This window comes from Salinimicrobium tongyeongense, from assembly GCF_026109735.1.
GTDB lineage: Bacteria > Bacteroidota > Bacteroidia > Flavobacteriales > Flavobacteriaceae > Salinimicrobium > Salinimicrobium tongyeongense.
In genome coordinates this window covers 47,795-72,439 of record NZ_CP069620.1, presented here as the reverse complement: position 1 = coordinate 72,439, position 24,645 = coordinate 47,795, and the positions used below count along the sequence as shown (strand labels likewise).

Annotated in this window: 24 protein-coding genes and 1 tRNA gene; 16 read left to right on the top strand and 9 right to left on the bottom strand. The window is 43.0% G+C overall.

What is annotated here, in order from left to right:
- Window positions 1-9 precede the first annotated feature (9 nt).
- From gap to JRG66_RS00365, 3 genes are all read left to right on the top strand, one after another.
- The gene (gap, locus tag JRG66_RS00375; RefSeq protein WP_265163754.1) at window positions 10-1,011 is read left to right on the top strand and encodes a type I glyceraldehyde-3-phosphate dehydrogenase; all 1,002 of its coding nucleotides are present in this window, start codon (window positions 10-12) and stop codon (window positions 1,009-1,011) included.
- A 51-nt stretch (window positions 1,012-1,062) separates the two neighbouring features.
- Window positions 1,063-1,920 carry an N-acetylglucosamine kinase gene (locus JRG66_RS00370; RefSeq protein WP_265163753.1) on the top strand — a complete coding sequence of 286 codons (858 nt, stop codon included), beginning with the start codon at window positions 1,063-1,065 and terminating at the stop codon, window positions 1,918-1,920.
- 513 nt (window positions 1,921-2,433) lie between these two features.
- On the top strand, window positions 2,434-3,813 hold the full coding sequence (locus JRG66_RS00365; RefSeq protein ID WP_265163752.1) for a glycoside hydrolase family 43 protein: 1,380 nt from the start codon (window positions 2,434-2,436) through the stop codon (window positions 3,811-3,813).
- A gap of 134 nt (window positions 3,814-3,947) precedes the next feature.
- On the opposite strand, the gene surE is transcribed toward JRG66_RS00365, so the two are convergent.
- Window positions 3,948-4,676 carry a 5'/3'-nucleotidase SurE gene (gene surE / locus JRG66_RS00360; RefSeq protein WP_265163751.1) on the bottom strand — a complete coding sequence of 243 codons (729 nt, stop codon included), beginning with the start codon at window positions 4,674-4,676 and terminating at the stop codon, window positions 3,948-3,950.
- A 134-nt stretch (window positions 4,677-4,810) separates the two neighbouring features.
- On the opposite strand from surE, the gene JRG66_RS00355 reads away from it, so the two are divergent.
- The 4 genes from JRG66_RS00355 (at window position 4,811) to JRG66_RS00340 (ending at window position 10,254) form a co-directional block, all read left to right on the top strand.
- A complete protein-coding gene (locus JRG66_RS00355) occupies window positions 4,811-5,707 on the top strand; it encodes a diacylglycerol/lipid kinase family protein (RefSeq protein ID WP_265163750.1) in 897 nt (298 codons plus the stop codon).
- Between the two features lie 333 nt (window positions 5,708-6,040).
- Window positions 6,041-7,339, top strand: coding sequence for an alginate export family protein (locus tag JRG66_RS00350; protein ID WP_265163749.1), 1,299 nt, complete (start codon window positions 6,041-6,043; stop codon window positions 7,337-7,339).
- A 185-nt stretch (window positions 7,340-7,524) separates the two neighbouring features.
- On the top strand, window positions 7,525-9,669 hold the full coding sequence (locus tag JRG66_RS00345; protein WP_265165473.1) for a glycoside hydrolase family 97 protein: 2,145 nt from the start codon (window positions 7,525-7,527) through the stop codon (window positions 9,667-9,669).
- A gap of 240 nt (window positions 9,670-9,909) precedes the next feature.
- A complete protein-coding gene (locus JRG66_RS00340; RefSeq protein WP_265163748.1) occupies window positions 9,910-10,254 on the top strand; it encodes a cupin domain-containing protein in 345 nt (114 codons plus the stop codon).
- Window positions 10,255-10,305: 51 nt separating this feature from the next.
- Here JRG66_RS00340 and JRG66_RS00335 read toward each other — a convergent pair whose 3' ends face one another.
- A complete protein-coding gene (locus tag JRG66_RS00335) occupies window positions 10,306-11,196 on the bottom strand; it encodes an arsenite methyltransferase (RefSeq protein ID WP_265163747.1) in 891 nt (296 codons plus the stop codon).
- Window positions 11,197-11,599: 403 nt separating this feature from the next.
- On the opposite strand from JRG66_RS00335, the gene JRG66_RS00330 reads away from it, so the two are divergent.
- The gene (locus JRG66_RS00330; protein ID WP_265163746.1) at window positions 11,600-11,815 is read left to right on the top strand and encodes a hypothetical protein; all 216 of its coding nucleotides are present in this window, start codon (window positions 11,600-11,602) and stop codon (window positions 11,813-11,815) included.
- 72 nt (window positions 11,816-11,887) lie between these two features.
- Here JRG66_RS00330 and JRG66_RS00325 read toward each other — a convergent pair whose 3' ends face one another.
- The 3 genes from JRG66_RS00325 to ggt form a co-directional block, all read right to left on the bottom strand.
- A complete protein-coding gene (locus tag JRG66_RS00325) occupies window positions 11,888-12,613 on the bottom strand; it encodes an acetolactate decarboxylase (protein ID WP_265163745.1) in 726 nt (241 codons plus the stop codon).
- A 26-nt stretch (window positions 12,614-12,639) separates the two neighbouring features.
- Window positions 12,640-13,500, bottom strand: a complete 861-nt coding sequence (locus JRG66_RS00320) for a hypothetical protein (RefSeq protein WP_265163744.1) — start codon at window positions 13,498-13,500, stop codon at window positions 12,640-12,642.
- Between the two features lie 239 nt (window positions 13,501-13,739).
- Window positions 13,740-15,446: a gamma-glutamyltransferase gene (ggt, locus tag JRG66_RS00315; RefSeq protein WP_265163743.1), complete on the bottom strand. Its 1,707-nt coding sequence runs from the start codon at window positions 15,444-15,446 to the stop codon at window positions 13,740-13,742.
- A gap of 206 nt (window positions 15,447-15,652) precedes the next feature.
- On the opposite strand from ggt, the gene JRG66_RS00310 reads away from it, so the two are divergent.
- The 6 genes from JRG66_RS00310 to JRG66_RS00285 all read left to right on the top strand — a co-directional run bounded on the left by JRG66_RS00310 (window position 15,653) and on the right by JRG66_RS00285 (window position 19,457).
- Window positions 15,653-15,726, top strand: a tRNA-Pro gene (locus JRG66_RS00310).
- A gap of 387 nt (window positions 15,727-16,113) precedes the next feature.
- Window positions 16,114-16,665, top strand: coding sequence for a hypothetical protein (locus JRG66_RS00305; protein ID WP_265163741.1), 552 nt, complete (start codon window positions 16,114-16,116; stop codon window positions 16,663-16,665).
- A gap of 388 nt (window positions 16,666-17,053) precedes the next feature.
- Window positions 17,054-17,809, top strand: coding sequence for a LytR/AlgR family response regulator transcription factor (locus JRG66_RS00300; protein WP_265163740.1), 756 nt, complete (start codon window positions 17,054-17,056; stop codon window positions 17,807-17,809).
- Window positions 17,810-18,025: 216 nt separating this feature from the next.
- Window positions 18,026-18,502 carry a hemerythrin domain-containing protein gene (locus JRG66_RS00295; RefSeq protein WP_265163739.1) on the top strand — a complete coding sequence of 159 codons (477 nt, stop codon included), beginning with the start codon at window positions 18,026-18,028 and terminating at the stop codon, window positions 18,500-18,502.
- Window positions 18,503-18,506: 4 nt separating this feature from the next.
- Window positions 18,507-18,959: a hemerythrin domain-containing protein gene (locus tag JRG66_RS00290; protein WP_265163738.1), complete on the top strand. Its 453-nt coding sequence runs from the start codon at window positions 18,507-18,509 to the stop codon at window positions 18,957-18,959.
- A gap of 126 nt (window positions 18,960-19,085) precedes the next feature.
- The gene (locus JRG66_RS00285; RefSeq protein ID WP_265163737.1) at window positions 19,086-19,457 is read left to right on the top strand and encodes an SPW repeat domain-containing protein; all 372 of its coding nucleotides are present in this window, start codon (window positions 19,086-19,088) and stop codon (window positions 19,455-19,457) included.
- Window positions 19,458-19,631: 174 nt separating this feature from the next.
- On the opposite strand, the gene JRG66_RS00280 is transcribed toward JRG66_RS00285, so the two are convergent.
- A complete protein-coding gene (locus JRG66_RS00280) occupies window positions 19,632-19,976 on the bottom strand; it encodes a hypothetical protein (RefSeq protein WP_265163736.1) in 345 nt (114 codons plus the stop codon).
- A 222-nt stretch (window positions 19,977-20,198) separates the two neighbouring features.
- Here JRG66_RS00280 and trhA point away from each other — a divergent pair, with 222 nt between their 5' ends.
- Together trhA and JRG66_RS00270 are read left to right on the top strand one after the other, a co-directional pair.
- Window positions 20,199-20,849, top strand: a complete 651-nt coding sequence (gene trhA, locus JRG66_RS00275) for a PAQR family membrane homeostasis protein TrhA (RefSeq protein ID WP_265163735.1) — start codon at window positions 20,199-20,201, stop codon at window positions 20,847-20,849.
- 132 nt (window positions 20,850-20,981) lie between these two features.
- Window positions 20,982-21,275, top strand: a complete 294-nt coding sequence (locus JRG66_RS00270; RefSeq protein ID WP_265163734.1) for a DUF202 domain-containing protein — start codon at window positions 20,982-20,984, stop codon at window positions 21,273-21,275.
- 96 nt (window positions 21,276-21,371) lie between these two features.
- Here the strand turns inward: JRG66_RS00270 and JRG66_RS00265 are convergent, their stop codons facing one another.
- From JRG66_RS00265 to nadA, 3 genes are read right to left on the bottom strand one after another with little or no spacing between them, the layout of a single operon-like run.
- On the bottom strand, window positions 21,372-22,097 hold the full coding sequence (locus JRG66_RS00265) for a hypothetical protein (protein WP_265163733.1): 726 nt from the start codon (window positions 22,095-22,097) through the stop codon (window positions 21,372-21,374).
- A 58-nt stretch (window positions 22,098-22,155) separates the two neighbouring features.
- On the bottom strand, window positions 22,156-23,685 hold the full coding sequence (nadB, locus tag JRG66_RS00260; RefSeq protein WP_265163732.1) for an L-aspartate oxidase: 1,530 nt from the start codon (window positions 23,683-23,685) through the stop codon (window positions 22,156-22,158).
- Entirely contained in the window at window positions 23,686-24,633 is a 948-nt protein-coding gene (nadA, locus tag JRG66_RS00255) for a quinolinate synthase NadA (RefSeq protein ID WP_265163731.1), read from the bottom strand. It lies immediately after the preceding gene.
- Window positions 24,634-24,645 lie beyond the last annotated feature (12 nt).

The window sequence follows — 24,645 nt, the reverse complement described above, 5'->3', positions numbered from 1 at the left end:
TCAAATATTATGAGTACTAAAATAGGAATAAACGGATTTGGTCGAATTGGAAGAATCGCCTTTAGAATTGCCAGCGCAAGAGAAGACGTGGAAGTTGTGGCAATTAACGACCTGCTTGATGTAGACCATTTAGCGTATCTTTTAAAATATGATTCAGTTCACGGAAAATTTGACGGTACTGTAGAAATCGAAGGAGGAAACCTGGTAGTGAACGGAAAAACCGTTCGTATTACTGCTGAAAAAAATCCTGAAGATCTAAAATGGGACCAGGTTGGAGCCGAGATCGTTATGGATTGTACCGGTATTTTCACCACTAAAGACACAGCTGCAAAACACCTTACTGCAGGTGCCAAAAAAGTGGTTATTTCTGCTCCTTCCAAAGACGCGCCTATGTTTGTAATGGGTGTTAACCACGAAGAGATCACTGCAGATGACAAGGTTGTTTCCAACGCATCATGTACTACCAACTGTCTTGCGCCACTCGCCAAGATCGTAGACGATGAGTTTGGCCTTGTAGAAGGTCTTATGACTACTATTCACGCTACTACAGCTACTCAAATGACAGTAGATGGTCCTTCCAAAAAGGACTGGAGAGGTGGTAGAAGTGCCTTGATTAACATTATCCCCTCTTCTACAGGTGCAGCCAAAGCAGTTGGTAAGGTAATTCCGAAACTTGATGGTAAACTTACAGGGATGGCCTTCAGGGTTCCTACAGCCGATGTTTCTGTGGTAGACCTTACCGTGAGAACAGAAAAAGCAGCTTCTTACGAAGATATTAAAGCAGCATTCAAAAAAGCTTCCGAAGGGCCTTACAAAGGAATCCTTTCTTATACCGAAGAACAGGTAGTTTCTCAGGACTACGTATCTAATGCTCACGTATGTAACTTTGATGCCGGTGCCGGAATTGCCTTAAATGACAACTTCTTTAAGCTGGTTGCATGGTATGACAACGAGTATGGATATTCAGCTAAACTAGTAGACCTGTCTGCTCACATAGCTTCACTTAAGTAATAATAAAAAAGCCCTGACGGTACTGTCAGGGCTTTTTGACACTTTCCTATTATGATATTAATAGCAGACGGAGGCTCCACTAAATGTGACTGGATCTTACTCGATTCGAAAGGGGAGCAAATCATGAAAACACGCACTAAAGGCCTAAACCCCGCAGTGTTCAAAACCGAAGTACTTCATGCAAGGCTGGAGGAAAACCTTGATCTAAAGCAGGTTAAAGATAAAGTAGAAAGAGTACACTTTTACGGGGCAGGATGCGGTACCCCTAAACCCACAGCCCTGTTGCAGTCTATCCTTAGCACATTCTTCTCGGGTGCCACCGAGGTAAAAGTGCAGGAAGACATGGTCGCGGCAGTTTATGCAGTAACCGATAAACCCGGAATTGTTTGTATTCTGGGAACAGGTTCCAACAGCTGTTACTATGACGGTAAATCTGTAAAAACAGCCGTAGATTCCCTCGGATTTATCTTAATGGATGAAGCCAGCGGAAATTACTTTGGAAAAAGACTTATCAGAGATTACTACTACAAGAAAATGCCCAAGAAAATTGCCGAGGTGTTTGAAAAAGAGTATGATTTGTCTTCAGATACCATAAAAGAGAACATTTACAAAAAGGACAATCCCAATACGTATCTCGCCCATTTTGCTGAATTCATCTTCAAAAATGAAAGAAATGGTTATTTCTACCAGCTCATAGCCGAAGGAATGCAGAACTTTATTGAACACAGGGTTCTATGTTTCAAGGAAGCTCAAAATGTGCCAATACATTTTGTAGGATCTATCGCTTATTTTTCCCAGGATATTATCAAGGATTCTTTGCAGCCCTACATGCTTGAGCCGGGTAATTTTGTACAGCGGCCAATAGACGGTATTCTTGATTACTACAGAAAACACATCATAGGGAAATAACTTTTTACCTTCCAATTTTTTTGTAGCAGCTGCCTGTAATGGGTGGCTGCTATTTTTTTATGAAGTCTTTAAAATGTCATTTCTGAATGATTTTTTCTGAAGGAGAGTTTTTTCCAGTTGAAATCTTTAGAAAAGTAGCATCAATCTTCTAAATCTCAGCTGAGGCCTTTATCTCCGGAGTAATTTTAAATCCCGGCTCGTCAAAACTTCAACATAAATAGTGAAAGACCATGCAGAGTTTGATTACTGCTTTACATTGCTGCCAGTAAAAGTGCTTTTTTAATAGGTAAATTCTTACTTTTAATGTACAAGAAAGAAGCGTTACTTGAGACAGGCAGAACCTTCCCATTTGCCACTTTAGTTAATCCGGCTGTTGGCTGCAACGTTGATGTTAGTTAAAATAAATAGTGGTGGTATCATTCTTTTGGCCTCTAACAATGAGAATTTATTCTAAGGTTCAATACTTAAAAAAGCTCAGATTCAGGAAATAGATAAAGTTTAATTCTAAATAATATGATGAACAAGAATTTTTATGGAACAATCATATTTTTGATGGCGTTGGCAGTCAATTATTATGCTGGTGCACAAAATACAGTCCAGCAGCGTCCTATCATACAAACGAAATTTACTGCTGACCCTGCTCCGTTGGTGCATAACGATACGGTATTTCTTTATACCAGCCATGATGAAGATGATGCAATGGGTTTTAAAATGCAAGATTGGTTGCTTTATTCTTCCACCGATATGGTAAACTGGACCGAGCATGGTGTAGTGGCATCATTAGATAATTTCGAGTGGGTACCTTATGACAATGGTGCATGGGCAGTGCAATGCATAGAACGCAATGGCAAATTTTATCTGTATTGTCCAATGCCTGGTGGAGTTGGGATTGGGGTTTTGGTGGCCGATAGTCCTTATGGGCCTTTCAAAGATCCCCTCGGAAAACCACTGGTTAAAAACAGTAATCACGATATTGACCCTAGCATATTAATTGATGATGATGGTCAGGCATATATGTACTGGGGAAATCCTAAAGTTTATTACGTAAAGCTGAATGAGGACATGATTTCTTATTCTGGGGATATTATACAGGAACCCACAACCCCAGCTAATTACCAGGAGGGACCTTGGGTGTGGAAGCGCAATGATCATTACTATATGGCTTATGCCTCCACTTGCTGCCCCGAAGGAATTGGATATGCAATGAGTGACTCCCCTACAGGACCCTGGGAATACAAAGGAATGATTGTCGATGCATCCGAAAAAAGCCGTGGCAATCACCCCGGAATTATTCAATATAAAGGGAAATCGTATGTTTTCGGCCATAGTTACGACCTGTTGAAAAAAATAACCCCAAAATTCTATGAACGACGTTCGGTGGATATGGATGAAATGGTTTACAATTCTGATGGAACCATTAAAAACCGGCAGTACTTTTCAGTAGAAGGACCAGAACAAGTAGGTACCCTGAATCCCTTTAATCGTGTTGAGGCAGAAACCATGGCCTGGAGCGAAGGGGTAAAAACCCGATTTGAAACAGAGTGGGAAGGCGATTTCGATTGGGCCAGGGGAAAGAGAATCGCCGACCGTTTATTTGTTACTGCAATCAATCATGGTGATTATATAAAAGTGCAGGGCGTTAATTTTGCTGATGGTGCTCAATCGGTAGAAGTTAGTGTTTCACCAATTTATGGAGGCAGGATTGAAATACGGGCTGATAAAATTGACGGGTCCGTGATTGCAACAGTCGAGATAAATACCACAAGGGAAGAGGGGATTTGGAGTACATTTACAGCACCGGTAATTAAAAACATTCAAGGAGTTCATGACCTGTATTTTGTCTTCAGAGGAGAGAAAAATTTATTTTATTTTGACTGGTGGAAGTTTAATTAAGAGAGTGGAATGAAAAACAATAATTGATTAGAAAATACATTTTCAATAGAGACCTTATTCTTTACCGGTAGAACTTCCTTTCAAAAATGGTATTTTTGAAAGGAAGTTTTGAGACAGTTCCGAAGAAGGTGGTATCACTTGCCGTTCTTTGCCTGGTGTACCTTTTTATCGGTAAGATCGAGGATCATGGGAGTGATGCTGGTTTTGCCATTTTTAATGGCCCAGCGGTCGGTACCTTCTTCCACTTCTTCAATTGGAAAAACGGTGAACCAGTAGTGTTCGCGGCCCATAGGGTCTTCCTGCCTAACAACTTTTCCGTCGTAATGCCTTATAGACTGGCAGGTCCAAACAATCTCGCCTTCGGGGTTTCTTGGAAAGTTGATGTTGAGCAGTTCCATTGAAGATTCGTGCATCACTTCCTTCAGGGAAGCTACAACAAAAGGTTCCAGCTTGTCAAAATCGGGTTCGCCTTCACCCACCGACACGCTCAGCGCAATTCCGCGAATTCCGAATAAAACAGCCTGCCGCGCAGCCGAAAGTGTCCCTGAATGCCAGGCCGAATTCCCCAAATTTGAGCCTATGTTAATCCCTGAAAGCACTATGTCTATATCGTCAAATAAATGCGTTCCCAAAGCCACACAATCGGCGGGAGTTCCACTTACCCGGTAAGCCTCCATGCCTTCAAAATGTATGGGTGATTTTTTGTAGGTAATGGGCCGGGCCGATGTGATGGCCTGTCCCATTGATGATTGTTCCACATCGGGCGCCATTACTATGACCTCGCCGTATTTTGAAGCGCATTTTGCCAGGCACATAAGGCCGGGACTGTAAATTCCGTCGTCATTGGTTACCAGTATTTTCATAATGCTTTCCTTTTTTTTATCTTATTTCTGAAATTACAAAACTTTGGCATAACATAAAACGCCAGAATTATAAGTCTGTGTTAACATGCCTTTTTCTCTCCTGTCGGCATCTTATATTTACTGAAAGATACAAGATGAAAAAAGCTATTCTCGTTCATAATCCCACCGCCGGGGATGGAAACCACGAAAAGGATGATCTCATAAACAAGATAGAAGAGGCGGGTTATGAAGTGTCATATTTCTCGACAGATGATCTGCTTCTGAAGCAGTTTTTAAAAAAGAAAGCAGAAGTCATTTTTGTGGCCGGGGGAGATGGTACGGTGCAGAAGTTTACCCAGCTCATGATCGAGGCCAAAGACAGTGAGCTGCAGCAGGTGCCGGTGCAGGTGCTGCCTTACGGGACCGCCAATAATATTGCCACTACCTTTAATTTAAAGGCTTCCGAAGAAGCGATCGAGGCGCAAACCTCCAAAACAGGTTTTGATATTGGGATGGTTGAAGGTCTTGAAGAAGCACATTTTTTCATAGAGGGAATCGGATGTGGCATTTTTCCAAAGCTGGTACGAACCATGAAAGCCCTTGGCGATGATGAGAAACAGGATGAAATTACCAGGTCCTTAAAAGAATTGCTGAAGCTTATTGAAACTTACGAAGCCCGGGAAGCCATCATTATTGCAGATGACCACGAAATAACAGGAAAATTCCTTCTTGTTGAACTTATGAACATCAGGTATATTGGCCCCAATATCGAGCTTGCGCCCAATGCAGAGACTGGCGACGGTCATTTTGAACTGGTAACCGTTCGCAATGAAAAGAGGGAAGAATTCAAACTTTATATCCAAGATCATTTAAACGGAAGGAATTCCGGGAAGAAACTTGAAGATTTTGCCGATTTACAGAAGGTGAAAACGATGCGCCTCAAGTGGAAAGGCAAGGATGTTCATGTTGACGATGAAATTGTAGAAAACTACCGCCAGCAAGAGATCAAAGTTAAAAATCAACAGGGTTTTTTCACATTTTTGACACCTTAGGCGTCTAACTATTTTTCTGATTGCTGATGTCACAATTTTAAATCATATATTTCTAAAAATTAGTGTGATACATCAGTTTCGGGTACCCTGTCAAAAATGGCATTTTTGAAAGGTGATATTTTCTGCGGAATAAATTCGGGTCACCACCTGGTCAAATGTGGTTTAAGCTTCAGAAGGAATTGAAATCCATAAGTTTTGAGAAAACTTCCGAAGAATTGATGGCATTTTTAGCTTTTTTGAGCACTAAAATATTTAGGGGCAGCTGGAGTATGAGCGAAGTCATAATAAATTAGGATAACTTTGTCTTGTTTTGTGGAATAAAATTAAAATCCCATGAAACGCAGCCTTCTGCTTTTTACAGCACTTTTCATCTATCTTTCTTCTTCAGCACAAACTTTTGATGCCGATTTACAGGTGAGGCCCCGCTTTGAATACCGCAACGGATATAAAACCCTCTTACCAGAAAACACCGATGCTGCCGCGCAGGTTTCCCAGCGTAGCCGCATCACTTTGGGATATCGGGATGAGGCACTTACGGTAAAATTTTCTGGCCAGAGCGTGGGCGTATGGGGAGATTCTCCCAGCATGCGCCTTGAAGACAGGAACGCATTTTCAGTTTTTGAAGCCTACGGGCAGTACCAGGTGAGTGAAAATTTCCTGTTCCGGGCAGGCCGGCAGGTCCTATCTTACGACAATCAGAGAATCCTTGGGCAGGTAGACTGGGCACAGCAGGGGCAAAGCCATGATGCGGTTTTGCTTTCCTGGAAGCCCGCCCATAAACACAGGCTCGATATAGCTGCGGCTTACAATGCCGAGGCAGAGAGCCTTATTGATGCTCCTTACCGCGTAAATTCTTATCAAAACCTGCAAATGGCCTGGTACCATATGGACGTTAATAATGTTGGTTTTAGCTTTTTGCTGATGAATGCCGGCTACGAATTTGATACGCCACAAGCCGACCGTGAAACAGATTACATCCAGACTTTTGGGGCTTTTCACAACTTTGTCTCCGGGAAATTTTACGGTAATGTGGGCGCGTACGGCCAGGCCGGCAGCCGAACCAATCGTGATGTTTCTGCCTGGTATGCGGGCCTTGATGTACACTATAAAGTCTCAGAAAACTGGCGAGCAGGTTTGGGTGGCGAATACCTTTCAGGTACCGATATGGATGATACTTCGGGAGAAATTAAATCTTTTACGCCACTTTTTGGAACCAATCATGCCTTTAACGGCCATATGGATTATTTCTACGTGGGGAACCACCAGAATACGGTAGGTTTGCTTGATCTCTACGGAAAGTTTTCCTATATCACACCAAAATTTGAATTCTCCCTAATGCCACATGTTTTCTCTTCCGCAGCAAAAGTTGTTGATGCCGCCGGAAACGAACAGGATAGCTACCTTGGCACCGAAATAGACCTTTCAGCCGGGTATAAATTCAGAAAAGATTTTGGTATCAGTTTTGGGTACTCCCAAATGTTTGGAGGTGATTCGCTGGAAGTCTTAAAAGGAGGTGACAGTGGAAGAGTTCAGAATTGGGCCTGGGTAATGCTCAATTTTAGTCCGAAGCTGTTTAGTTTTACGAAAACCAAACCCCAAACACAGGTAATTAATTGTAGCAATAGCAATTAGTACTACAGGCTGTTTAAAAGGACTTTTTGTATGCTGCCAACCTTAAATTTCAGCATCCCAGAGCTTTTTAAACAGCCTGTTTTTTTAATGTGTTAAGTTGAGGAAGCAGGCATTTCTTCTATATAAGAAGCTTTATATTTGTCTCTCAAATCAACGATTAATATTATAAAATGAGAAAATTGAAGATGAAGCAGTTACTAATGCTTTCCTGCCTCTGGTTAAGTTGTACCGCACTGGCAGTAGCTCAAAAAATAGCTTCCCCCAATGGGGAGGTGCAAATGCAATTTGAGTTGCTTAAAGACGGTACTCCCACATATAGCCTTTCCTATAAAGGCAAACCTGTTGTTAAATCGAGTAAACTCGGTTTTAAAATTAAAGATGACGAGAACTCGCTCCTCAATGATTTTGAAGTGATTGAACGTGAAGAATCAACTTTTGACGAGAGCTGGGAGCCGGTTTGGGGGGAAGAAAGTGAAATTCAAAATACCTATAACGAGCTTGCCGTAGTACTTAACCAAAAACCTACTAGTCGTGAAATGATTATCAGGTTCAGGGTATTTAATGATGGTCTCGGGTTCAGGTATGAATTTCCGCAGCAGGAAAACCTTGGGCATTTCATCGTGGAAGATGAAAAAACCCAGTTTGCCATGACAGGAGATCACACCGCTTTTTGGATTCCGGGAGATTACGATACCCAGGAATACGATTACACCGAGTCAAAATTGAGCGAGATTAGGGGCCTCATGGCCAATTCGATTACAGACAACCTTTCCCAAACCTCATTTTCGGATACCGGCGTGCAAACCTCGCTTTTACTGCGAACTGATGACGGACTCTATATCAACCTGCACGAAGCTGCTTTGCTTGATTACCCGGCCATGCACCTCGATCTTGATGATGAGAACATGACCTTTGAATCATGGCTTACCCCCGATGTAACCGGAAATAAAGCCTATATGATCGCGCCGGGGAAAACGCCCTGGAGAACAATTATTGTAAGTGATGATGCCCGTGATATCCTGGCTTCAAGAATGACCTACAATCTTAATGATCCTGTGGCTATTGACGATACTTCCTGGATCAGGCCAGTGAAATATGTAGGTGTGTGGTGGGAAATGATCACCGGGAAAAGTTCCTGGCACTACACCAACGATTTTCCTGCTGTAAAGCTTGGGGAGACCGATTTTGAAAATGCCACTCCCAACGATACCCACGGGGCTACTACCAGGAATGTAAAACGGTATATTGATTTTGCCGCGAAGCACGGCTTTGACGGAGTGCTCGTAGAGGGCTGGAACATTGGCTGGGAAGACTGGTTTGGAAATTCAAAAGATTACGTTTTTGATTTCATGACGCCTTATCCCGATTTCGATCTGGAAGAAATACGCGATTATGCCAAAAGTAAAGGTGTTGAAATGATCATGCACCACGAGACTTCTTCTTCTGTAAGAAATTATGAGCGTCACCTCGATTCTGCATACCAGTTCATGAAAGACCACGGCTACAATGCTGTAAAAAGCGGGTATGTAGGCGATATTTTACCAAGAGGGGAGAACCATTACAGCCAGTGGCTGGTAGATCATTATCAATATGCCATTGAAAAAGCAGCCGATTATGAGATCATGGTGAATGCACACGAGGCGGTGAGGCCTACGGGAATTGCCCGAACCTGGCCAAACCTTATTGCAAACGAATCTGCCCGCGGTACCGAGTACCAGGCTTTTGGCGGTTCCAAGCCAAACCACGTAACCGTTTTGCCATTCACCAGGTTGATAGGTGGCCCTATGGATTATACTCCCGGCATATTCGAAATGGACATTAGTAAGGTAAACCCTGAGAATGATTCCTGGGTGAACAGCACTATCGCCAATCAGTTGGCCTTGTACGTTACCATGTACTCCCCACTGCAAATGGCCGCAGATCTTCCCGAAAATTACGAGCGTTTCCCCGATGCATTTCAGTTTATAAAAGATGTGGGGATGGATTGGCAAAAAAGCCTTTATCTTGAGGCAGAGCCGGGAGATTATATCACCATTGCCAGGAAAGAAAAAGGGACCAATGACTGGTTTGTGGGGAATGTGAACGGTGAGACTCCACGCACTTCAAAAATCAAATTTGATTTCCTCGATGCCGGCAAAACCTATATCGCCACGATTTATTCAGATGCTAAAAATGCGCATTACAAAGATAATCCGCAGGCATACGAAATTAAGAAGGTTGTGGTGAACAACAAGTCTAAGTTATCTCAGCGTTCGGCTGCGGGTGGTGGATACGCCATCAGCATCATGGAAGCAGATAAATCTGAAACCAGAGGCCTTAGAAAACTGTAGTAGAAAAAATTTCTTCGGAAGAACCGCTTAAAATGTCATTTTTAAGCGGTTTTTTTATTGCTGTTTCTGAAAAAAATTGATTTGTTCTTTTGAATTTCAGAGATACTGAAGCTGAATAAATTCACAGGAAAATACCTTCTGCTGAAGTATTGAAATCAGAAATAAATGTTAGCATGCTGTTTAAATTCCGGCTTCTCCTGAAGTTTTTGTACTTTCAGAATTAAACTGAAAAAATAAACTATGAAAACTGCTTCTTTACTTAAAGATCTCGAATACAATGATCAAAAACCTGCGGTAAAGGTACTGCTGGATACCGATAGCAGCAGGGAAATAAGAATAGCTATGAAAAAAGGCCAGGTCATGAAAGAACATAAAACTCCTTATCCCATTGTGGTGGAACTTTTTGAGGGTGCCATAAATTTTGGAGTGAACGGCGAATTGCACCGCATACGTAAAGGAGACCTTCTTTCCCTGGAAGGCGATATACCTCACGATCTCAAGGCCGAGGAAGACAGTATTGTGCGGCTCACGCTGTCAAAATCTGATACTGCCGAAAGGGTGAAAAGTGTGGCCGATCAATCTTAAAAAAGATCAAAATCTGCGCAAAATATGAGCATTCTGCGCAGATTTTCATTATCAGCAACAACCAGAATCGGGAGTACAACATGCTCCCTGCGATTGCAGGTCTGCCATTTTTAATTTCGGTTTATCTTTTACAGCACCCGGTTTTTCTGCATAAACCGTAATACTAAAGATGCCCGTTGCTCCTTTATTAAATTCTCCTATTTCTTGTGCTGAAAGGTATTTCCCAAGAATGTCATCTGGGATAGTGATGGTTTTTTCTTTCTGAAGAATGACATTTTTGAAACCTGCATCCTTTATGTGCTGCAGGTAATCTTCTTTTTGAATGGCCCCGGCCACACAGCCGGCATACATTTCGGCATCTTCGCGAAGTGCACCGGGAAGTTCACCTACCAGTACAATATCCGAAATGCTGAAGTGACCTCCGGGCTTTAAAACTCTGTAGATCTCTTTAATTACCTTAGGTTTATCGGGCACCAGGTTGAGAACGCAGTTGCTTACAATCACATCGGCGCTGTTTTCGTTCACAGGCATGTTGTCAATATCTCCTTCTCTGAACTCCACATTGTTAAAACCAAGTTTATCGGCATTGGTGCGGGCTTTAGCGATCATTGCAGGAGTAAAATCAATCCCAATCACTTTACCTTCTGGCCCGGTCTCGTGACGGGCTACAAAGCAGTCGTTTCCGGCACCCGACCCAAGGTCTATCACGGTATCGCCTTTTTTAATACCCGCATATTGGGTGGGGAGTCCGCAGCCAAGGCCCAGGTCGGCCTCTTCAACATACCCGCCGGTTCCGGTGTAATCGTCCATCATAATATTGTAGACCTTGTTCGATGGTGTTGTGGCACCGCAGCAGGAAGCAGCGTTCTCTGCTTTTCCCTGTTCGGCAATTTTTGCGTACCGCTCTCTCACCGAATTCTTTAATTCCTGATCTCTGTTCATATTTATATAGTTTGGAAAAACGCTTTTTATATTCATTGTAATATTACGATAAATACTTCAGATTGAAAAAGCCCTCTTGAAAAATTTTTCTTCGGAAAAAGTTCCGCTGCCAGAAAATGCCTGTAACCGGATGAATTTCCGAAGTATCAGAACCGATTTTTATTCAGTAAAAAATTCAGCAATACTGAAGGAGATTAACTTCTAACAGATAGCTGAAGTATATCCTGAAGACGCGGGAAAGTTGTGTTCTGATGAGATACTACAGTTGTTCTTTAAAAAATAATTCCTAAAAAGCTCATTTTTGACACCTTATACGGAAATCCGTTTTCCTAATAAAAAGTTAATTGTTACATTTGGCTCGCTTCCCTACGGCAAACAAATGTTAATTCCAAATTCCAGACTGATGGAAAAGTTTATTGTTGCTGTAATTACTGCCCTTTTTTGTTCCCTTTTTTGTGTTGACACGAATCAGAATGAGGCTGCCGCCAGTGCAAAAGGAGGAGGGCAATCTGGCTTTTTAAATCCTCATGAAGAGCCGGCCGCCACAGAATGGTACCCCAATTCAAAGCCCGCTTCTTCCTGGGCCACCGAGGGTTGTTTTACTACTAACGGAAACTAAAAACAGGAGCCAGAAATGGCCCTTTTGACAGGTATTCCTGAAACTTTTTCAGAAAATTTACAGGTGTTCAGGCTAACTTTCAGCAGGAAGATACAACTTCATCTTCTTGATCCTGAGGTCATCCAAATGGCCCATTTTTCGCTCATTGGCAGTAATTAGGTGCATGTGTACATTAGAATCGTGATGCGTAAAAACCCCCTGGTGGGAAGTAGAATAAAAGCCCACAATTTCGGCTTCCTCATCCTTTATTTCATAATCAATTTGCCCCTGGTGGGCTTCGGACGGGGACGAAACCTTTGTTCCTTCGGGCAGGTTTAGCACATGGATTCTTGCATAGGCTACTTCTCCTTCCAGTTTAAAGGCAAAAGCTGCAGTAGTTTTGGATGTTTTTTCCTCAATGAATTTTTCCACATCCTTAATTGTTGTAATAGTGTGGGGCAATATTATTTCTTCCCATTCCTCGACCTTTGCATACACAAAGAAGGGCGACGCCGCCTTGTAGCTTTGCGTCACTTCCATACCCCAATTTTCAGAAACTTTTGAAATATAGCTTTTCCCGTTGTTGATAAGCAGTTCCCCCTTAAGATGGCTAAGAGGGCCAAGCCCGTAAAGGCCTTTTCGGCTGGAAATCGTATCCAGCGCAACCTTATCGGTCATATCGCCTTTGTGCATTACATTTCTCATCGCACCAACAACCCTGATCCCCGGAGCATGATCTTTAAAGGTTTCCTTTTTTGGAGAAAGGCAACTTAGTGCGCTGAACGCGAGCAATGTAATAAATTGTTTTTTTAATGTCATGTTTTCAGGTATGAGAAGAGTTTTGTTTAAAATAAGAATTTAAACCACTGTCCAAAATTCTTGCTTAAAATGTGGGTTTTGGAGGGTAATAATTCTAAGGAGTTGAGGTTTGAAATAATTTCAGTCATATTCTCACCTTCTGTATAATCGAGCCTTTTCCACTTTTCGGGTTCGAGATAAAAAAGATCTTCAAATTCCCTGTAATTAGATGCGTTGATCTTTTTCCACTTTGCGAGAAAAGCTTCTGTATTTACCTGGTGGGAATGGCCCCAGTTGGTAAATTTTGTTTTGATTTCCTCTTCGGTTCGCGACAGGCATTCGTGTATCACAATGTTCGGAACGTAGATCACCCTTTGCCTGGTGTTTCTTCCGGTCCGGTAACTGGGATAATTGGTGGCGAATTTTTGATTTCGGGCTTTTGATACATATAAAATGCCTTTTTCGGTGTATTTATAAAGGTTGATGTAGTAACCTGCAATCTGGATCTGGTTCTTTTTGGGGTTTTTGAGATAAGAGTTGCGCAATCTCAGGGCTTCAGCAAAATTTTTAAAATCAACGAAATACTCATCAGCATCTATTTGGATAAGCCAGTTTCCAATTCCCATTTTTGACGCGAGCAGTTTTCGTTCTCTTACCTCATTTTCCATAGGTGAGAGGTTAGGCAGGAAAAAATCATCCCTGTAAATACTGATCTTATTTTCTGTGTCGAAAGTATCAAGCCAGTCAAAAAAGGCATTTTCAACCTCAAATTTGCTGCCCGTCCAGGTTCTTAAATCCTTATCGAGTGCAATGAAGATAGCATCGGCGTCGCTGTACACCAATGGAAGGGAGGTTTTGAGTAACCGGTAATCATAAGACATTAAAAAACCGACCTGAATTTTATTCATTTTACTGTGTAAGCTGTTGTTGTTGTTGTGAAAAATACAGTTAGTGTTTTTTACTGAAGTAAATTTTCTTCTTATTCAATGTATGTATTTATAAACTACTCTGTGAAAATATTTAAAACCTTTGGGTTTTGCACAGTTTTAAAAAAACTTTTATAGCTTCGGGTGTAGTTGCATTAGTTCCTTGACTCCACTCTAATTTCCGTAGCCCATTAATATTTGATAAACTCAACGATAAGGCTTTAAAAACCTGCTGCTGCATCATCCCCGCGGCGATCGGCTCCGGCTTCGAGTTTGCCGCTTGGCAAGACCAGTATGGCGTCTACTTTGCCTATAATGGTCGATTCTCCCACTTCAATATGATAGCCCTTTTTGCGCAGGGAACCGAGGGTGGTTTCGGAGAAAGCATGGGGTTCAAAACGCACTTCATCGGGTAGCCACTGGTGGTGGAAACGCGGCGCATTCACCGCCTGCTGCATACCCATGCCAAACTCAGAAACATTCAGAATGGTTTGCATTACCGAGGTGATAATAGTAGAACCTCCCGGAGAACCAAGAACCATCCACAGCCGGCCTTCTTTTTCAACTATAGTAGGCGTCATGGAGCTAAGCATTCTCTTTTCGGGGGCTATGGCATTGGCTTCGGCCCCAATGAGCCCAAACATATTAGGCACTCCCGGTTTTGCGCTAAAATCGTCCATTTCATTATTGAGAAAAAAGCCCAGTTCATCTACATAAAGTTTCGACCCGTAGGCCCCGTTTAAGGTAGTAGTGACCGAAACCGCGTTCCCTTCGGCATCAACAATAGAGTAGTGGGTGGTTTCCATACTTTCTGTAAGCTGAATATTTCCGTGGCCAATTTCTTCGGAAGGAGTTGCTTTTTTAAAGCTGAAGCTGCTCATGCGTTCATTCAGGTACTCATCACTCAGAAGGTTTTCTGTGGGGATTTCAACAAAATCGGGATCCCCCAGGAAAAAACTTCTATCGGCATAGGCTCTTCGTTCTGCTTCCGTGAGTACCTGAATGGCTTTTACTGAATTATGCCCATACTCGTGCAGCGGATAAGGTTCAATCATCTTCATGATTTGTCCCATCACAATGCCGCCACTTGAGGGAGGAGACATGGAGAGCACCCTAAGGTCATCATATTGGAAGATTACAGGATCACGCCATTTTACATGGTAAGCGGCAAGATCTTCCATGCTGATGATTCCGCCTTTCTTTTGAAGAAATTGCACTAATTTTTTCGCAGTTTCACCCGAATAGAATTCTTCCCTGCCATTTGCAGCAAGTCTTTTAAGGGTTGCAGCCAAAGCAGGATTTTTTATGCTGTCTCCTGCATCATGAGCTTTGGCGAAAAGTATATTTTGATGATTGGCTTTAACGATGGCATTTTTGTGCTGCGCGAGAGAAGCTGCCTGTTTAGGAGTGACCACAAAGCCAGTTTGCGCCAGTTTGATCACCGGTGCCAGGATGTGTTTCATGGGCAGGCTGCCAAATTTTTCATGTACGGCAAAAATTCCGGCCACAGTTCCCGGCACTCCCACAGCCATGCTCCCAAAACGGCTTTTTTGAGGAGCTACCTTCCCAATGCTGTCCAGGTACATATTCCGGTGAGAGCGCAGTGGGGCTTTTTCCCGAAAATCGAGGGCGCCAGATTCGCCATTGTTGAGCCGGTACACCATGAAGCCGCCACCTCCAAGATTACCCGCGTATGGATATGCCACCGCCAAAGCCATCTCTGTAGCCACCATGGCATCAAAGGCATTACCACCCTGTTTAATGATCTCCAGGCCTATTTCTGAAGCTTCTTTGCGTGCCGAAACAACCATTGCATGTTCGGCAATTAAGCCGCTTTCTGCTGAAATGGATAAAGTTTGAGGTTCTTTCGGACTTTTGCAGGAATGCTGAAGGAAAATCAACAGGAAAAAAACGAAGTACTTCTTCATATTGGGAGGCTTCTTTAGACAAAGAAGCTAAACTAAGGCAAAATTTTGAATACGAATTAAAAATGACACAAAAGCCTGCCGTGAGTACTGGCCTCATTTTCTGTTCATTTGCGATCTATAATTAGTACAGTGAAAAGAAAGACTTGGAAAAAGCTCATTTTCCCTTTGAAAATTGGAAATAAGCTGCTTAATTTGCACTTCCAATTCGGGATGTGGCGCAGTCCGGTAGCGTATACGTCTGGGGGGCGTAGGGTCGCAGGTTCAAATCCTGTCATCCCGACAAGTTTAAAAAGCGGTGCGAAGGCATCGCTTTTCTTGTTTAAAGGTCTAAGCCAGCAAAGAAAAAGTGGCTGAAGGTTAAATCTAAAGCCTCCGTAAATTAGCAGAATCATATCTCAGTTTTTAATCCTGAAAAGAGCTTCCTTGAAAATTTTTTTTTAAAAAAAGGAGTATTTGCCGGCCCTGTAGAACTTGTTTTTTTTATCCACGAATTCGTTTTCGTTAATTCAATTTTCATATACTCTTTGTGGTTACCGGTTACAGCTTTCGGGCTGTTGATATCATTAGCCCTCAAAAAGGGCGTTTTCTGCCGTAAATTTGCCCAAAATTCTAACGTTAAAAAGCTAAAGCGAAAACGTTGTAATAGTAACCATTTAAAGCTGTTGTCATGAAAAGATTTTTTATTTCCCTTGTCGTTTTAATGTGGGCAGGAATCCTTAACGCGCAATTTACCGAACTGGGTGAAGCCCGTGTGGGATTCGAGCCTTTGTTACCGGAAGTTACCGTAGACGGGGCCGATTACATATTTAAAGTTGAAGAAAAATACGCAGGAGAATTTGAAGAAGACCCCGTCGCTTTTCTCGAAAAACATTGTAATATAGAAGCTTTTCTTGATCTCGTTCGGGATGATAAGAACAGACATTACCAGTTAGAGATAAAAAGTACCAAAGGTAAAATGAAGGCCAAATACTGCAAGGAAGGAAATCTCCTCATGCTTTCCTACAGGTTAAAAGATGTGCTTTTGCCTATAGATCTGCAAAAGGAAGTTTACCGTCAGTATAAAGGCTGGAACATGACCCGTAATGTGCATGTTGCAAAAGGTAGAAAAGGAATTGTGCAGGAAGAATACTACAAAATCCGTCTTGAAAAAGGTGATGAGGTACAAAACCTGAAAATAGCTGTAAACGACTCAGAAGCTGTAGAAGTTGCGAGCATTTAAAAGTTGATAGTTGAGGCTCGAATAGAGACTGCCAAAGAAGAAATTCATTTTGCACCTGTAAAGGTGCAGGGTCTCTGCAATAGCAGGGATGAAGGGGTGTGAATGGCTTTTTTGACAGTCTCAAATTTTTTATCAGTATTGTCGAGTTAAATAAACTTTACAGGAGGCAAGGGGTTCTTGCAGCCTGCCTGCCGTTAGGCAGGCGAAGTTATCTAGCCCCTTTTCCCGTGCAACGATTACGCTGTAAGTTCCAGGTTTAGCACTACATATTCTTTGATTTTTAACAGCCAAAAAGGGCAAAATTAAAAGGTTTTTTCTGTCCTGTTTCTTCCATTTTAGGGGCAAAAAACGTAAATTTGAAGAAGTAATTTCAAAAAAGCTTCGCCCTTTGAAAGCTTTAATAATAGACGATGAAGCCCTCGCGAGAAAGCGGGTGATCAACCTTCTCAACAAGGTTCCGGAAATAGAAGTTTTGGGAGAATGTTCTAGTGGAATATCTGCCGTTGAGCAAATCAACTCCCTAAAACCCCAGGTGATTTTTCTGGATTTGGAGCTTAAAGATATGGACGGCTTTAGTGTGCTCGATAAAATTAGGATTGTTCCCCGGCCGGTCATCATCCTTCTCTCTGCTAATACTCCCGATGCCTGTAAAGCTTTTGACGCCAATGCCTGCGATCTGCTCTTAAAACCTTTTAAAGAAGAGCGGTTCTATAAAACCGTTTCAAAAATATTAAATACGGGGCTGCCCAAAGAATTAGACATAGACGAAAAGATCCAGAATCTGCTGGGTTTTTACAACAACCGCTCTACCGGCACAATCTTTAAAATCCCGGTGAAGCAGGGAAATACCACCATTCTGTTAGATCCACGGGATATTCTGTACATCATATCCTCGGGCTGTTATGCCGAAATTTACACTCCGAACCACAAATATTTGCTCAGGGAATCCCTCTGTGCCCTTGACGAAATCCTCGATCCCAACCTGTTCTTCAGAATTCATCGTTCTGCAATTGTCAACCTTGATCACGTGAAAGAGCTGGTGCATTCTGAATATGGTGAAATTGATGCAAAAATGGCCGACGGCCGACTCCTTCATACCAGCAAGGCCCAGAAAAAACCATTCCTGGAAAAGCTGGGAATTTAAAACTTTCACTTTACTTGTTGTAAATACTTCAGGCTAAGACGCATTAGGCTGAATATGACCCGCCTCATAAGTGAGTTGTTTTTAATTGGACATATTTGTCCTAATTAAGATTTTGATCTTCATTTCTGAAGCTCAAAAACATTTGAAAGTTTCCGAAGCAGCCAAAATAATGCTGAAGGATTCAGTTAAGTATAAATTTTATCCCAACCACAAGCTATGGAAAAAAAGAAACCCATAAAACGCCACGAATCACTCAAACCCCTTAGTCGCGACCACCACCACGGCCTGCTGCTCACCTGGAAGATACGGCAGGGAATAAAGCTAAATATTGAACCCCGGCGCATGAAAAGTTATACCGACTGGTTTAAGAACGAATACCTGTATCCGCATTTTGAAGCTGAAGAAAAGTTCGTTTTTCCGGTGTTAGGCAGTGAAGACCTGTTGGTAAAACGAGCTTTGGCCGAGCACCGCAGGTTGAGGAGGCTCTTTGATCAAAAAATCCATATTCTAAAATCGCTGAGCCTCATTGAAGAAGAGCTTGATAAACATATAAGGTTTGAAGAGCGCGTGGTGTTCAATGAGGTTCAAAAAATAGCAAGCCCAGGGCAATTTGAGGAAATTGAAAGAGAGCATCACGCCCAGCCTTTTTCCGACGATGACTGGCAGGATCATTTCTGGAATCGCAAAAAATAATAAGATGGCAGCAAAATACCCGGCTTTAGAGCCTTTGTCCGCAGAACACCGGCAGGTACTTCAGCTCTGTGAAAACATCAGGATTGGCCTGCGAAACAATATTCCAAAAAAGCGGATAAGAACTTATACCAACTGGTTTAAAACTAATTTTCTAGACCCTCATTTTGAACTGGAAGAGCAGCACATTTTCCCTCTTTTGGGCAACAATGTGCGCGTTAAAAAAGCCCTGGCCAATCACAGGCGCATCCATAAACTGCTTAGTTGCGATTGTGATAACGAAAGGGTGCTCAATTTACTGGAAGAAGAACTGGCTACCTACATCAGGTTTGAAGAGCGGGTTTTGTACAAAGAACTTGCTCAAAACCTTCACGCAGATGATCTTGAAATCCTGAAAAAATACCACGCTAATATCTCTTTTTCTGAAGAAGCCTGGAAAGATAAATTCTGGCTTTCATAAACTTCGGATGTAAAATTTTACTTCAAAATATTCTTTTTTCAGCATTACAAAGTTCTGTTAAGTTATTAGTTTTTTATAGATAAACTTCTGAAATTGAGGTTGTAAATCAAAAAAAAACAGAACCTTATGCTAAGTACAAAAGTTCACGCTTACCTCGATTATCTTATGGGCCTCCTGTTAATATTGCTGCCGTTACACCCGGTAATTCCCGAGGCAGCTTCCACTTTACTCGTCATTTTGGGCGCGGGAGTGATTCTCTACAGCCTTATCACAGATTATGAACTGGGCTTGCTCAAAATCCTGGCCATGAAAACCCACCTGGTGCTTGATATTTTGGGCGGCTTGCTGCTGGCCGTCTCTCCCTGGCTTTTTGGATTTTCAGATCAACTCATCTGGCCTTTCTTGGTGCTGGGAATTTTTGAGATAGGAGCAGGGCTTTTTACCGCGAGAAAACCACCTTTTGAAGCTAATCCCGCCCACAAAACTGCTTCAAAATAACAGGGTTCAGGCTGTGCGTGCTTTTTCTTCGGAAGATGAATTTCAGCTTTTAGATGCGGTTCTCTTCGGAAAAACTTCCGGCTGAAAATGCCATTTTTGGCAGCCCTTATTTCTGAAGCTTACATCTTCAGCTGAAATAATTGGAAATTTTTCCGAAGAAAAATCCTTCAAAAGTTACCTCAATAATCTGCGGGTAATAAAGTTGGTCTTTTGAAAATAACTGCCGTGGGCTGCGCCAAGGTTGAGTACGGTAGTGTAAAAGCCTGCCAGAATGAACATTGCAGCATAAGCAGGCGCAGTATAAACCGAACTGAGCAGGTACAAAGAAACCCCGACAAGAAGTACCGTGCAAAAGAAGGAAATCCACTGGTCGTCATCAACTTTCAGCTTTCTAAACACGAACCTAAGTAGCGGGTTGTTCTCTTCATAAGAAGTAGCCGATGAAAAGGATGCGATGTAAGAAAGTAGGAATTTAGAGGCAATTACTTCTAAAGCAACTAGAGTTGTGATTAGATCCATAGACGCTAAGTAGTCTGAAAATGAGGAAGCTAAATTAAGCTAAAAAAATTATTCTGCAAGTTTTTTTCTTCATTTTAAGTCGGTTACCTGCTTAAAATTGTTTTTCATCGAGAATTTACTGCTAAGGGTGTTGATACTCGAAAGAAATTTCTGTCGATTGTTATCGGGAAGCGCTTGAAAAAGCTCGCAGATAGGCGTATTTTTACGGAAGAATGAACCCCCATGAAAAAGCCTGTAAAGATTAGATTTTACGCTCCCCGGGAGGAGTTTTTAAACGTAATTACCCATGCCGCCGGACTGGTTTTAAGTGTGGTGGGGCTTTTTCTGTTAATCTTTAAAGCCCTCAAATTTGATGATGCGAAATTGTGCCTCAGTTTTGTCATTTTTGGGGCTTCGCTCATCCTGCTTTATTCGGCCTCCACGCTTTATCACAGCACCACAAACCTTCGAAAAAGGTTTACTTTTAAAGTCTTTGACCACATTGCAATTTTCATCCTTATCGCGGGCACTTACACGCCTTTTGCCCTGGTAACGCTGCAGGGGCGTACAGGCTGGATCATCCTGGGCGTGGTGTGGACCATCGCCCTGTTGGGTACAATCTTAAAGCTGTTCTTCACCGGCCGCTTTAAGATATTTTCTACCTTGCTCTACGTTGGTATGGGCTGGGTGATCGTTTTTGCCATTGAACCCCTTATGGAAAACCTTTCGGGGCCCGGCCTGTGGTGGCTTTTAGGCGGCGGACTCGCATACACGGTTGGTGCAATACTCTACAGCATTAGCAGGATAAACTACAACCACGCAATTTTTCACGTGTGCGTTTTGCTGGGAAGTTTTTGCCATTTTATGTCCATCTATCTTCATGTGCTTCCTTAAATTAAGCTGAAATTACCCTTTTTGAGAGGCTTAATGTTTACCTTTATGGTCAATGGGTTTCAGGTTTCAGAAATCCACTCTTGAAGTCCCTTAAAAACTGTTTTTACTGAAGCGATCCCAAAGTTCGGCAATATGAAGACATCACGGAAAAATGTACAGGTTAAAGAAGATCTTATCACCCGTGACTGGCTGGCAATAGACCGTACCCGCATGGCCAATGAGCGCACCTTCCTGGCGTACCTCAGGACTTTTATCGTGGTGTTGAGCTCGGGAGTGGCAATTATAAGGGTAGAAGCCCTGCAGGAGATGTTCGACCTCGGAATTTTCCTTCTTGTGATTGCACCTGTAATTCTGTTGATTGGTATTGGGAGGTTCCTGTATGTGAAAAGGCATATCAGGAAATATTTTCAGAAAAAAAAGGAGTGATATTTGGAATTTTTAAAAGCTAGGGTATATTCCAATTCTTCCGAAGTTTTTCTTGGCAGCAAAAAGGAGCTGTTTCTCAATTTAGAAGCCGTTTTATTATTTGCGAACTTTTGTTTTCTTTCCAAAGAGTTTCATCATGCTGGTCGATGAAATGAACCATAAAAGAAAACCGCTTAAAACGGTGATTAAACCCAGGAGGGAAAATGCGCGTAAAACATTCGTGTTAAAGTTATCGCGGGTGTCGTAATCCATCGTGTGGGTCATCCACAAAAAATCAAACCAACGCCAGTCTTTATGGCGTACCGATTTAAAACTGCCATCAGCGGCCGAAATGTAGGCTTTTACCTCATCCTGCCCGGCGTATGAAATAACGTAAGCCGGTAAGGGGCCAGCTCGGTATTCATGATGAGCTCCGGTTTTTGTGATTTTTTCAATTCCAGTGATCTTCATCCTGTCGAGCATGTGTTTTCTAGCAATTTCTACTGCTTCTTCTTCAGAAACTTCCTGCTTTTGCGCTCCACTTCGGGCGTGGATTAGTTTTTCATTGTTGACCCAGTAATAAGGTTCTCCTGCTATATCTTTTAGCTGAAGGGAGTTGATGTTCAGGCTGGGAGCCAGTTCAGAAATTCCTGTGAGCCCCGAAAATGCAGGATTTTGTAAACGGGTTTTTCTGAAGTGGTCGCCGTGAATCTCATCAATGTCTGTCCAGCTGAAGTACATTCCGCTAATGGTCCACATTAAAAACTGGATTCCCAGAAAGATCCCAAGGTACCTGTGAGCTTTTCTAATGGAAGAAGCTGTTTTTCGTCTTACAAATGGCATTTTACAGGTGCTGATTTTTTACAAGTATACTAAAATCTGTTTCAGCTGAAGGGGTCTTCTAAAAAATGCCTTCAGAAATTCCCTTTTTTGAGAGGTAATGATCTATGGCATCATTCAGGATTAATACGGCGATCTGCACCATATTTCTAAGTTCGTAAAAGGCCACTGTGCCTAAATTGAAAGGCCGGTAGTTTTCCAGCATGTCCTGCATATTCCGAAGTTTTTCAAGGGCTTCTAATTTTGCCATTTTTGGCGCCGAATGCAGGAGGTCATAATCCATAATCTCGTTTAGCCGCTGCCTAAGGCTGGCAATGATCTCATCATCTGCTTCTTCCGAAGAGGTCTCTTCCGAAATCTCCTCAAAATGCCGGGGAGCAGGGAGAAGGTCCAGTTCGTGCGTCACGGTTTTATAGGCTTCATGTGAATACACGAGGGCCTCGAGCAGCGAATTTGATGCCAGCCGGTTAGCACCGTGGAGACCGGTATGAACGCACTCTCCCGAGGCGTAGAGCTGCTTCACCGAAGTCTTTGCCTGCCGGTCTACCTCAATGCCCCCGCACTGGTAATGGGCTGCGGGTACAATGGGGATAAGCTCTGTGGCCAGGTTGATCCCAATCGAGCTACAGTAGGAAACTATAGTGGGAAATTTGGCTGCAAACTTTTCCTGGTCGAGGTGGCGGCAATCAAGGAATGCGTGTTTCTCTCCCGAATTTTTTAGTTCTTTCACTATGGCCTCAGAGACTATATCGCGGGTGGCGAGCTCTCCGCGCGAATCGGTTTTATAGAGAAACCTATTGCCTTTGTGGTTCACCACGTAAGCTCCAAAACCCCGAACCGCTTCAGAAATAAGGAAAAGCGGGTGTTTACCTGCTTCGTACAGGGCCGTGGGGTGAAACTGTATGTAATTCATGTTCTTTACTGCCGCCCCGGCACGCCAGGCCATTGCCACGCCATCACCCGTGGCGACAGTTGGGTTAGTAGTATTGCCAAAGACCATCCCGCAACCCCCGCTTGCCAAAAATGTGATTTTTGAGGTGATCCTGGTTTTTTCTGAAGTTATTTTATTCAATGCATAGATCCCCATACACCTGTCTTTTTCGGCATTCAGCAGGAGGTCTACCACAAAATAGTGGTCGTAAAAGTGGATATTGGGGAGCGATTTTGCATGAGAGATCAGCTTGCGCTGAATTTCAAACCCGGTAAGGTCGCGATGGTGCACAATCCGGCGGCGGGAATGGCCGCCCTCCAGCCCCAGCTCGAGAATTCCGTTCTTTCCGGAGTCAAAAGAAGTGCCCCAGGCCATGAGTTCCAGAAGTCTTTCGGGGGCCTGAGATACCACCATTTTAACCACTTCAGCATCATTGAGTCTGCGCCCGGCTTCAATGGTGTCCTGCACGTGCAGCTCAAAACTGTCCTGCACGCGGTCTAAGACCACGGCAATGCCGCCCTGGGCCTGGGCGGTGTTGGAGACCTGCATATTTTCTTTGGAAATAACAGCAACCCGAACGCTTGGCCGGGCTTCTGCAATTTTTATGGCAAAGCTCAAGCCTGCCACTCCCGATCCTATTACCAGTACATCTGTTGTCATCTAAGAAAGTTCTAACATGCGTTCAATGGGCCGCAGGGCCTTTTTCATAAGGTCTTGAGAAAGTGTTATTTCGGGGGTTTCTTCTGCGAGGCAGTTGTAAAGCTTTTCTAGGGTGTTCATTTTCATAAATGCACATTCGCTGCAGGCGCAGGTGTTGTCTTCTTTGGCAGGAGCCGGGATAAGCGTTTTCCAGGGAACATCTTTTTGCATTTGGTGAAGTATCCCGGCTTCGGTGGCTACGATAAAAGTGTCGTGTTCGGTATTCTTAACAAAGTTGAGCATGCCCGAGGTAGAGCCTATGTAATTTGCCACTTTTAAGATGTGATCTTCAGATTCGGGGTGCGCTATGATCTTTGCCGAAGGATGCTGCCCGTACAATTCCAGCAATTTATCAAGCGAAAAGGCTTCGTGAACTATGCAGGCACCATCCCACAGCAGCATTTTTCGGCCGGTCTTCTGCATAAGGTATTTTCCCAGGTTCTTGTCGGGCGCAAATATGATGGGCTTTTCGGGCGGAATGGAGTTGATCACCTTTTCGGCATTTGAAGAGGTGCAAACAATATCGCTAAGGGTTTTTATTTCGGCCGAGCAGTTAATGTAGGTCACCACTACATGATCTGGATATTGCTTTTTCAATTCCCTGAAGGCTTTTGGCGGGCAACTATCGGCAAGGGAGCAGCCGGCATTAAGGTCGGGTAAAAGTACCTTTTTTGAGGGGTTCAGGATCTTTGCGGTCTCAGCCATAAAATGTACCCCGGCAAACACGATGATATCGGCCGGTGTTTCAGCCGCTTTCTTTGCCAGTTCGAGTGAGTCGCCAATAAAATCAGCAACTTCCTGTATTTCGGGTTCCTGGTAGTAGTGTGCCAGGATTACCGCATTCTTTTCTTTTTTTAGTTGAGCCAGTTCCTCTTGTAACGTAAATTCAGGCGGTGTGCTTACTGTCATAAATTATCATCT